The sequence below is a fragment of the Flavobacterium sp. LMO6 genome (genome assembly GCF_009495795.1).
GTDB lineage: Bacteria > Bacteroidota > Bacteroidia > Flavobacteriales > Flavobacteriaceae > Flavobacterium.
Genome location: NZ_WIBH01000002.1, coordinates 287,419 through 299,375 on the forward strand (window position 1 = coordinate 287,419; position 11,957 = coordinate 299,375).

Below are 11,957 nucleotides of genomic sequence, written 5' to 3' on the forward strand. Positions count from 1 at the left end.
GTAAGTTTTTAATTTATAGTTGTTTATGTTGATTTACACAAAAATAACTTTTTTTGTTAACTACACAACCTAATTTTAATTTTTTGTTAAAAAAAGTTATTTTGTTGATAAGTATTGTGCTAAATATGGAATAAAATTATAGTATCTGTTTTTTTATTCCTTTTGTTTTGTATTTATCGTAAAAAAAAAGAGCTAACAATTTGTTAGCTCTTTTTTGTGTTATTTTTTTATTTTTTTTAGAAAATTACTTTATAGGTTTCGGTAGCTCCATTATCTAGTATTACTTCTATTAGAAGTGTTGTTTGTGTTTTTGAAATTTTACTAGTTGTAAAAGTATTTGAATTTACATTATTAAATATTCCAATCACTCTACCTAATAAATCATGTATTTTAACTGATTTAATAATTTTGTTTGAAGCGTTTATGTTTATATCCTCATTTGTATATACGATTACAGAATTAGCAATAAAATCTTCATTTCCTAATGTAGCGTTATTGAATTTTAAAATAAAACGATTTTCAAATCTACCAGTAGTTGCAGTAAAACTGTATGGACTAGTTCTTAAATTATGAATTATTCCTAATGTTAGGTCTTCTAAATATATGTTTTGATTTTCGTTTTCAAATAACCCATCTACTTTTGAAATTCCTATAGTATGATTTCCAGATTCTGAAATTGATATTCCTAAAGGAATTTGGTCTTCATTATTAAAAGGTAAACTTTTTCCTTGAATTGTTAATTTATCAGTATTTGAAAAAGAATATAATTCAAAGTTTGTTTTTACATCTAAAGCTGGTGCATCAAACATTCTATCAAGATCATTTGTAGCGCTTGTTAAATATCCTACTAAAGTTGAACTAGATTTTGAAGTAGGACTTACCAAGTTTAACCAAATTCTATTTTTTTCTTCACTATTGCTATTTGCAACATTTCCGTTTCTGAAGAATAAATCATTTCTGTAATCGTTTCTTCTCATGGTGTTGTCGAAAACTACATTTTCATCAGTTCCAGCAGAACTATGATTCATTAAAACAAAGAAACCTTGTCCTGCACCTATGTTTCCATTTCCTACTGGAGGGTTAGCTCCTGTTGCATTATATGTAACATAATCACTAACTGTATAATTTTGAACATAATCACTATAAAAAGGATCAGAAATAAGAGATGAAGGTAAATTGCTATGTGTCCAAAATTTAATAAAGCCTGCAATATTTGTATTAGTAGCTAAAAATGTATTTGCACTAATTGCTGAAGGGTATGGATTTCCTATTAAATTCCAGTTGTCATCATTATTTGTTGCTAAAGTACCAGAAACTCCCGTACTGTAGTTAGCACCATCATAAGTTCCTCTGCTTATAGGCATATTGATAATTCCATTGTTAGGTACACCTACAAAGTTTTGTGTGTAGTTTTGTGGTGTAGCTGTGAAACTATCTGGTCCTCTAACAATATATCCTTTACCATTTACCATGTTTTCATTTGCTAAAGACCAATTACCCCAGCCATTTGTATTAGCACCGATGGTAGGAATCCATTTGTATCTGTACATTGTTGTTGAGATGTTGTTCAACGCATAGTTTGCTACAGGAGAAGACCAATAAACATAATCTAATTTTCTAACATTTACATTACGTTTCATTGAAATTGTACCCGTATTTGCAATGTTGTTTACTTGTATTAAACTACCAGAATTTTCGATAGTAAATACACCACCTGGAGTAACTTCAACAAAGTCTGTTATTGTTACATTATTGGAAGGGTGTATTGTTAATGTCCCACCATTTTTAACTTGAAGTGTTTTTCCAAATGCATTATAGTTTGTTCCAAGGATGTTAGATGTGTTAAAAGCACTTGGTATAATTACACAAGTATTAGCATCTGGTATTCCAAGTGGTAACCAGTTATTTGGATTGTCCCAATCATTACTTGTACCACCTTTCCAAACCTTAGATTTGTTGTCTATAGAAATATCCTGACTAATATCACAACCGTTAGATAATGTAGCAGTTGCTGTAAAATCATAAGTACTTTCTTCTAGTTGAGCTAGCGTAGGTTTAATAAATACAGTTGTAATTGGTGTTCCACTTACGTAAGGAATCGTACAAGCAAAATCTTGAAATGCTGCTACCGGAGTTGCGCTTGTCCAGTCAAAAGAGGTGCTTAATGGAACGTCTCCAAAGACTTTAAAATTATCAACAGCTAATCCATCACACCACTCACCATAATACCGAACACGTACTCTTAAATTAGTTTGATTGGTATAGGCATCTAAATTGAAAGTTTTGTTTACAAAACGAGTTCCATATCCAATATCGGCTGTATAACGAGTAAGCTCTGTCCATGCTGCACCACCATTTGTTGACACGTCTACTGTTACATAGTCTAGTGTAAGACTTGTTTCATCTACATAATATCTTGAATAATATATATCGAAAGACATTGTTAGATTTAAATAACTTGTAGTGTTTAATATTGGTGATTGAATATAATTATGAGTTACTACCGCGCCAACATCTGAAGTTGCTGCAGCAAAACCATTTCCTCCTAAACCTGATGCAATTGCTGGGAACCAAACTTGTTGTGCAGGTACAAATGTACTAGTACGATTTTGCCATTGTGTAAGTGCATCTGTTGCACCACCATTGCTTACAATATTTGAATTAGACATTACTCCTAAGCCTGAGTTAAAAGGCTCATTAACTAAATAAGTTAATTGTTTATCTCCTGTTGCAGTTAGTGAAAGTACATTGTTTTCACCACATACTTCTGGTACTGAAGGTGTAAATGATAAAGTAGCTAACGGACTTATTACTGCTGTTACTTTACTTCTTGTTAAAGATTCACATCCATTAAATGCAGTTACCCAATACATAGTTGTTGTAGCAATTGAAGGAGTTGTCCAAGTTCCTGTTGCGGTTGTAGCTAGAGGAATCCCTCCAAATTCTGTACTGTACCAACGATATTCTGTTGGAGAACCAGTACCTGTAGCGCCTATTACAACACTACCTGCACCACAATTTTCGCCATCAAAAACAGCTGTTATGTTTGCAGAACAACTAGCAACAACGGTAAATAAATAATCTTCTGTTTCACCGTAATAATCTATGTTTTGGCATGCGTCAAACACACTTATTGCTCCCGGATCATAAGGAGGTGTATTGTCGTCTTTGTTGATTCTAATTCTAACTCTATAATTACCAACAGGTTGTGCTGCAGGAATTACAAAACCAAATGTGGTTGAATAAGAAGCAATTCCACCTACATCATATACTAATTCTCCGGCATCTAAAAAGTCACCATCTCTGTTCCAGTCAACCCAAGCTTTTAAATATCCTCTATTGCTAGTTTGAGTTGCAATATTTACCCCTTCCCCTTGTGCTTGTCTAGAAACATTGGGTAGTGTAGTAAAGTTTTCATATCCTCGAGGAGTACTTGAATAAGTTGAGTTGTTAGAAACATCATTTAAAGTACCTACAAAACTAATGTTTGTAAAGTAGGTCAATGCTTCATAACCAACTCCAACAGACGGTGTACAATATACAGGATCTGCAGTTGTGGTTGTCGAAGTTCCATTTAGTGGAGATGTTGTATTATATAAAGGACCTCCAGTACAAACTGAATTATATGAATATACAAAGAAATAATAAGTTGTTGTAGGTGTTAATCCTGTAGCAACAAAAGTTGTTCCTGAACCTGTGCCTACAACAGTATTTCCTGCCCCAATTGTGTTTCCTATAACATAAGTTGTTCCGATCACTGGAGAAGGTGCAACGTTTGTAGTATTCATTACAATTAAATAATTATCTGCAGATGGTACAGCAGGTGCAAATAAACCTGAAATAAAGTTGCCGGATGGTGTTAACACAAGTGCTGTAGGTTGAGCTGTTGGTGTAACACATGGCACAGCAGGGTTAACAATTACTTTATAATCTTGAACGTCAGTTAATGTATTCGTATTACAAGGTGCTGCAGCTCCTTGACTATTAAAAGCTAACTCAACTCTTAATCGGGTAGGGTCTAATGCCGCTCCAACAGGAACTGTAAAGTTATTATTTAAGGTAACACTTTGGGCTGTTGCAACCGTTGATGTTGTAGATAATACGGTTTCAGAGGCAATATCAAAAACACCATTCTGATTCCAATCTATCCAAGCCGAAATGTTTTTTTGACTTGTTGTTGCATTATAGATAGTTACACTAATAGTATAGGTTAAAGTTTGCATTACATTTGTAGATACTGTTGGGAAATAATCGCGGTATCCACCCCAAGCACTATTACTTTGATTAATAGTATTTAAAGTAACGTTTGAAATATATGAACTTGCTGCTACACTACCACCTGCAGTACAATAGCTTAATATTGTTGTTGTGCTATCTGTAAGAGGTGTTGTTGTTAAATACAAAGGGCCACCTGTACACGCTGAACTTGTTGAAAACACAAAGAAATAGTATGTAGTTAAAGGAGATAATCCTGAGGCTACAAAGCTTGTATTTCCATCAATATCAATTACAGTATTACCCGCGCCAACAGTGCCTCCAATTGTGTATGTAGTTCCATCAACAGGTGATGGAGCAATACCAGTTGTGTTCATAACTACTAAGTAGCTGTCTGAAACAGGTATAGATGCTCCAAATGTACCATTTACAGTTGTGCCTCCTGGTGTTAATACAAGTGCTGTTGGTTGAGCAATTGGTGTTGTACAAACAGGATAACAAACACCTGAATATGTAACATTTAATTCAAAACCTGTATCTACATTTGAGACATCAGAAGTAAATTGAATTGTTATGGTTTGCCCTGGTGTTCCTATGAAGTTTATAGTTCCAGTGCCTGTATATGTAAATAATAAGGTACCGCCAATTCCTGAACCGTCGTATATATTAATAAAATCCCATGAATTTTCAACACTATAATTTCCAGTTAATGTAATTGTAGAGCCTATACCTGCATCTATAACAGTCCAATCATTTCTGTTGTTTGCATAGTTTGCATTGCTAGCGTGGTCTCTTAAAATTGCGTTAGTACCACAAGTTACATTATTGGTTCCAGCTCCAGTTACAAGTATAATATTACTTACCGTTAATGTTGCACCACTAGAAAAAGCAGAAGATCCACAAGCATTTGATGCAGAGGCTCTATATAAGTAACCATTCATTCCTATTGTAGCTCCGGTGATAGTTAATGTAGCTGTTGTAGCACCTGTATAAACTCCTCCATTAGTTATTGTAGTCCATGAGCCACCTCCATTTGTGCTTACTTCCCAAGTATAAGAAGAAGGGGAGTTGTTTGCTGTTACTGTAAAGTTTGCTGCGCCTCCAATAGATGTTGTAAAGTTTGCTGGGTTTGTTGTAATAGATGGAGTTGTTATTACTGTTATAGCTGTTGTAATACTACATGTTCCAATTGAATAAACTACCGTTGCAGTACCGGCTGTAACACCTGTTACTATTCCTGTTGGTGCTATAGTTGCAGATCCTGTGCCATTTGTAATGGACCAGGTTCCGCCAGCAGTTGCATTTGTAAATGCAGGAGTTGTACCTCCAACACATACTGTTGCACTACCACCACCAATTGCTGCTGGTAAAGGGTTTACTGTAAAAGTAGCTGCTGATGTTGCAGTACCACCTGGTGTTGTAACTTGTATAGTACCAGTAGTACCAGAACCAACCGTTATTGTTACTGTTGTTGCAGTATTACCCGTTATTGTTGCTGCAGTGCCGCCAATAGTAACGGTTGTTGCGCCAGTTAAATTAGTTCCGTTTATGACTAATGTTGAGCCAACACAACCACTAGTTGCTCCTAAACTTGTAATTGTAGGGGGTGCTGGTGAATAAACACAAATATCACCAGTCATATTATTATTGCTATTAAATCTTTGAATTCTAACTCTATATCTTTGACCAATTGTTGTGGCAAATGTTATGGTTTCATCTCCTCCAGCCCCAAATGCATCTGCACACGCAACAGATGTCATTGTAACCGCACAAGCGCCCTCAAAAAGTGTTAGAACAGCGTCTTGAGTATTTGGAGAATAAGTTATTATTGTTGTTGTGCTTGTTGCGTCAAACCAACCCCAAGCATCATCTAAATCAGCAGCATTGCAACCAGCTGCACTATTCCAATAATCAGTGTTATTAGTAGAGTCCCATGACTGAAAAGTACAAGTTGAGTTAACTGTTAGTTGGCCGCCTGCATTATTGTCGCAATCATTTCTTTGCCCAAAGACATCAGAAATTCCAATGAAAACAAACAATAACATCAACCAAGACGATAAAGAGTTGTTCCAGATTTTTTTTGAACAAGTCGCTGTTTGAGATGAAGTCGACTTAGCGATTTTTGATGCGTACTTTTTTTGCATAAAACTAAAATTTAATTAAAACAATTGGCTTGGGGAAGCTTATGTTTAGTAGTAAGTACTATATTTAAACATTTACTCAATTTTGTGAATCATTTAGGTTTTTTTAACTAAAAAGATGTCAACTTCGTAAATATACATATTTTTTTCTTAAAAATTAGAATAACTGTATACTTTTTTAGAATAACTGTTCAATGTGCAAATGTATATGGAATTTGTTCTCTTCAAAAATTTTATCGACGATATGTTTTGTTTTTACGTTTAAATCACAATTTTTGTTGTTTTTATATTTTTTTGTAACAAAAAAAATAAGAAAAAGATTACTTTTTATAACAAAATAGTTTTTTATTTTTTTGAAAATGAAACACTTACTTTATTTAGTTAAGAAGAAGATGTTTTTTTTATTTTTCTCGAATGAGAATGTTTGTTTTTGAAAATTAACTTGAAAAAAAGTTTTCAGTTTTATTTATTTAAGATAAAGTTCTTTAATGGTTACTAAAAAGTTAAATTTTTATTATAATTTGATGAAATTTATTGCATATATTTGCTCCGTAATTTATTTAATTTCAGTATTATGAGAAAAATTATATTTTCTTTATTTGCATTTTTGGGATGTTTTACTGCTTTCTCGCAGGTATATGTAAGTCCTAATAGCTATGTGTTTGTAAATAATCAGTTTATGTATGTTAAACAAGATATAAATTTACAAAATGATGGTAATTTCTTTTTGAGAAATAATTCACAATTATTACAGGGAACTACTGGTGCAGGAGCAAATACTGGAGCAGGAAAGTTATCTGTTTTTCAAGAAGGTACTGTAAATAATTTTCAATATAATTATTGGTGTTCGCCAGTAGGAAATGCTACGGTAACTGTAGGAAATGAAGCGTTTGGAATTACGATGTTACACCGTCCTACTACTTTAACAGCAAGTACTCCGGCAACCATATTACCAACAGGTAATTATAATGGTACTTCAAGTCCATTAGCAATTGCTCCTTATTGGATTTGGAGATTCGTAACATCAACTGCATATGCACAATGGGCTTATGTGGGATCTGGATCTACAATAAACCCAGGTGAAGGTTTTACTATGAAAGGAACTTCGGGTACTGATGCTACTATTGCAGATGTTGTTGAAAATGTTCAAAACAATTCGGGTAGTAGACAACGTTATGACTTTAGAGGAAAACCAAATGATGGAAATATGTCAGTAACGGTTGCTCCTGCAAATTTTACTCTTGTTGGAAACCCTTACCCAAGCGCAATAGATTTAAATGCTTATTTATTAGATCCTGCTAATGCGGCTCTAATTAATGGGCAGGCATATTTTTGGGAACAAGTAACTGTAAATTCTCACATATTAAATCAATACCAAGGAGGTTACGGTGTTTATAACCCTGGTACTTCAATTTATACGCCTGCTGCTTTTTGGACTTATGATGGTGCTGGAAATCAAACTGGTGGTATTCCTTTTGGAACTGGAAACTCATTTGAAAGAAGGTTTTCTCCAGTAGGTCAAGGTTTTATGGTGTATGGAACGGCAAGCGGAAATGTTACTATGAAAAATGCATTTAGAGTTTTTGTTAAAGAAGGAGTTGTTAGTCAATCACAATTTGCAAGAACAAATGAAAATTCATTATCAGATGTGTATAATACTGATTCTGAATTTTTCCCTGAAATACCAAATGTTGCAGGTATCGATTATACCCAAATTAAAAAAGGAACAGCACCTTACATTAGAATTCATGCTATGTACAATAATGGAGGCGTTCGTCCTACGACTATTGCATTTTTAGATACTGCTACTGATGGTTTTGATTATGGATCAGATGGTCGTTCTCCTTCGTCTGAAGCAGCTGAATTTTATTATGTGGTAAAAGATATGCCGCATGAATATGTAGCAACTGCAGTGCAATTTAATGTAGACAAAAGAATTCCTGTAGGTTTTAGATGTACTAGCGCAACTAATTTTAAAGTTCAAGTTAAAGATGTAGTCGATTTTGATGTTAATCAGGAAGTTTATTTACATGACAAACAATCAGATGTTTATTATGATATCAAGAATGGTATTTTTGATATGACACTTCCAGCTGGAGATAATAGAACTCAATTTGAAGTTACTTTTAAAAACACAACTTTATCAACACCAATCGAAGAAGTTGAATCTCTTTTTGTTGTTGCTCAAGATAACCAAAATGAAATGTTAACGTTATATAATTCAGAAGCTAAAGATATTACAGCCTTAGAATTATATGATGTTACAGGTAAACTTATATTAAAAAAAGAAAGTTTAGGTACTGCTCCAGAATATCGTTTTTCTACAGCAAGTTATAGTACGGGTGTATATGTTGTAAAATTAGCTACAAAAGACAATTTAAGTATTTCTAAGAAAATATCTATTTACAATAAATAATTATATGCTTTATAGTATATTTGAAAGCAGCTTTAATTAGCTGCTTTTTTTATGGAATCAATTAACCAAAAAATACAAATCACTTTCCCTAAAGATATTGAACTTTACATGAAGAGGGATGATTTGTTGCATCCTATTATTTCGGGAAATAAATTTAGAAAACTCAAATACAACATAGAGGAAGCAAAAAGATTAGGTTTTGCAACCTTGTTAACATTTGGAGGTGCTTTTTCTAATCATATTTTGGCTGTTGCAGGAGCTGGTGCCGAATATGGTTTTACAACTATTGGAGTAATAAGAGGAGAAGAATTAGAAAGTAAAATTCACGAAAACCCTACTTTAGTAAAAGCACAAGAATTAGGAATGCAGTTTTATTTTGTAAGTAGAACAGCATATCGAGATAAAGAAAGTTTGTTTTTTATTGCAAATTTGCAGAAAATATTTGGAAATTTTTACTTACTACCTGAAGGCGGCACAAATGAATTGGCTATAAAAGGATGTGAGGAAATTTTAACAAACGAAGATAAGCAATTTTTTACCCATGTAGTAAGTGCAGTTGGAACAGGTGGAACGTTTTCGGGAATAATTAATTCATCAAATCAAAAACAGCAACTTATTGGATTTTCTTCGTTAAAAGGTGCATTTTTATCTGATGTAATTCGTAATTTTGTAGTGAAAACCAATTGGGATATAAATGATGACTATCATTTTGGAGGATATGGTAAAGTTACAGATGAATTAATTGAGTTTTTAAATTCATTCTACAATCAAACTACTATTCCATTAGATCCTGTGTATACGGGCAAGATGGTTTTTGGTGTTTTAGATAAAATTAGGAATGGATATTTTCCTGAAAATTCTAAGATTTTAATGATTCACACTGGTGGTTTACAAGGAATTAAAGGCATGAATTTTGCTTTACGAAATAAGAATAAAGAAATAATAAATTATGATGAAAACTAAACTGGCTCTAATTTTATTAGCCCTTTTTATAGTAAGTTGTAGGAGTTCTCGACCAGTTGTAAGAACAACTACTAAAGCTAAAATTACTACTAAGAAAAAACCTGTAGCCCAGTCAAAAACTGAGACAAAAACAGTTATTATAAATACTTCAACGAATACAGATGCATCAAACAATTCTCAGGAAACTTTAGAGGCTACTTCAAGTGTTAAAACATATGCTGAAGAAATTAAATTGTATGTTGATAATTTCAAAGAAATTGCTCAAAATAATATGAGATCACTCGGAATTCCTGCAAGTATTACATTGGCGCAAGGGATTTTAGAATCGGGTGTGGGAAAAGGGAAATTAGCTCAAACAGCCAATAATCATTTCGGAATAAAATGTCATACAGGTTGGACAGGTGAAACTATTCATCATGATGATGATGCAGCCCAAGAATGTTTTAGAAAGTATAAACATCCTTCAGAATCCTATCGTGATCATTCTTTGTTTTTAACAACAAGAACGCGTTATTCAAAATTATTTAAATTAGATAAAGGCGATTATAAATCTTGGGCTAAAGGATTAAAAGAAGCGGGTTATGCTACAGATGTAAAATATCCGGATAAATTAATTGGATTAATTGAACGATACGAATTGTATAAATATGATAATGAAGTTTTAAGTAGAGACTATAATCCTAAAAATGAACAAGTAATTGTATTAGATAGTAATGAATACTATACTATTCAACAAGGGGATACTTTATATTCTTTGTCTAAACGATTTAATCTTTCGGTTAACGATTTAAAGAAATTAAACAATTTATCAGATAATACCATTTCTATTGGTCAAAAATTAAAAATAAAATAATGTTATATAAAAGAAGTAGCGAATTATTTATAGAAGCGAATAAAGTTATACCAGGTGGAGTAAATTCTCCGGTTAGAGCTTTTAAAGGAGTAGGAGGAACTCCTATATTTGTAAAAGAAGCAAAAGGAGCTTATTTATATGATGAAGATGGAAACCGTTTAATTGATTATATTAATTCTTGGGGTCCAATGATTTTAGGTCATGCTTATGAACCTGTTGTAAATGCAGTAATCGAAAAAGCTAAAAAAGGAACTTCTTTTGGTATGCCTACCGAGCTAGAAACTCAAATTGCACAGTTGGCTATTTCAATGGTTCCAAATATAGATAAAATTAGATTTGTTAATTCAGGCACTGAAGCTTGCATGAGTGCCATTCGATTAGCACGTGGTTATACTAAACGCGATAAAATCATCAAATTTTCAGGATGCTATCACGGACATTCAGATTCGTTTTTAATTGCTGCCGGAAGCGGTCTCAGTACTTTTGGTGTGCCAAATAGTCCAGGGGTTACAGAAGGGACAGCAAAAGACACCTTGTTAGCTGCTTATAATGATATTGAAAATGTAAAAGCATTGTTTGAAGCTAATAAAAACGAAATTGCTGCAATTATTGTAGAGCCTGTGGCAGGAAATATGGGTTGTATCCCTCCAAATAAAGGTTTTTTAGAAGGTTTAAGAGCGCTTTGTTCTGAGTTTGGAGCAATGTTAATATTTGATGAAGTTATGACTGGATTTCGCTTGGCAAAAGGCGGTGTTCAAGAGTTATTCAAAATTCAAGCTGATATTGTTTGCTTTGGAAAAGTAATAGGAGGTGGATTACCTGTTGGAGCTTTTGCTGCAAGAGAGGAGATTATGAATTATTTAGCACCAATTGGGCCTGTTTATCAAGCAGGAACTTTATCTGGCAATCCACTAGCAATGGCTGCTGGATTAGAAATGTTGAAGGCATTGAATGCAGATTCTGAAATTTTTACTCGTTTAGAACAAAAAACGGCTTATTTAGAAAATGGAATTCAAAAAGTGCTTACTGAGGAAGGAATTACTTTTACAATTAATAGAGTTGGTTCGATGATTTCGGTTCATTTTGATGCGAATCCGGTTTATGATTTTGCCACCGCTAAAAAGGGTGATAACGAAACCTTTAAAAAATTCTTTCATGGCTTGTTAAAAAGAGGTGTTTATATTGCACCTTCGGCCTATGAAACGTGGTTTATTACAGATGCATTAACCTATGACGATTTAGATTTTACAATTAATGCTATAAAAGAGGTAGCAAAAGAGTTATAAAATGAGAAAAAAAAAATCCCGATTTTATGAGGGCACTGAAAAAGTTCCTTTAAATAATAATTGCAATAATTTAAGGAGTAGAA

At 33.2% G+C, this 11,957-nt stretch carries 5 protein-coding genes; 4 read left to right on the top strand and 1 reads right to left on the bottom strand.

All coding sequences use genetic code 11. The features are described from left to right. Window positions 1–236 precede the first annotated feature (236 nt). A complete protein-coding gene (locus GFJ99_RS03805; protein WP_153207593.1) occupies window positions 237–6,359 on the bottom strand; it encodes an S-layer family protein in 6,123 nt (2,040 codons plus the stop codon). A 571-nt stretch (window positions 6,360–6,930) separates the two neighbouring features. On the opposite strand from GFJ99_RS03805, the gene GFJ99_RS03810 reads away from it, so the two are divergent. The 4 genes from GFJ99_RS03810 to hemL are packed head-to-tail and all read left to right on the top strand — an operon-like array spanning window position 6,931 to window position 11,874. Beyond that, window positions 6,931–8,772 (top strand): T9SS type A sorting domain-containing protein, encoded by a 1,842-nt coding sequence (locus GFJ99_RS03810; protein ID WP_153207594.1) that lies wholly within the window; start codon window positions 6,931–6,933, stop codon window positions 8,770–8,772. Window positions 8,773–8,823: 51 nt separating this feature from the next. After that, the gene (locus GFJ99_RS03815; protein WP_153207595.1) at window positions 8,824–9,735 is read left to right on the top strand and encodes a 1-aminocyclopropane-1-carboxylate deaminase/D-cysteine desulfhydrase; all 912 of its coding nucleotides are present in this window, start codon (window positions 8,824–8,826) and stop codon (window positions 9,733–9,735) included. Continuing rightward, window positions 9,722–10,588, top strand: a complete 867-nt coding sequence (locus tag GFJ99_RS03820; RefSeq protein WP_153207596.1) for a glucosaminidase domain-containing protein — start codon at window positions 9,722–9,724, stop codon at window positions 10,586–10,588. Before GFJ99_RS03815 ends, GFJ99_RS03820 begins: the two co-directional genes overlap by 14 nt. Beyond that, complete coding sequence (gene hemL / locus GFJ99_RS03825) at window positions 10,588–11,874, top strand: glutamate-1-semialdehyde 2,1-aminomutase (protein WP_153207597.1); 1,287 nt, start codon at window positions 10,588–10,590, stop codon at window positions 11,872–11,874. The genes GFJ99_RS03820 and hemL overlap by 1 nt, the downstream gene beginning before the upstream one ends. The last annotated feature ends 83 nt before the right edge of the window (window positions 11,875–11,957 follow it).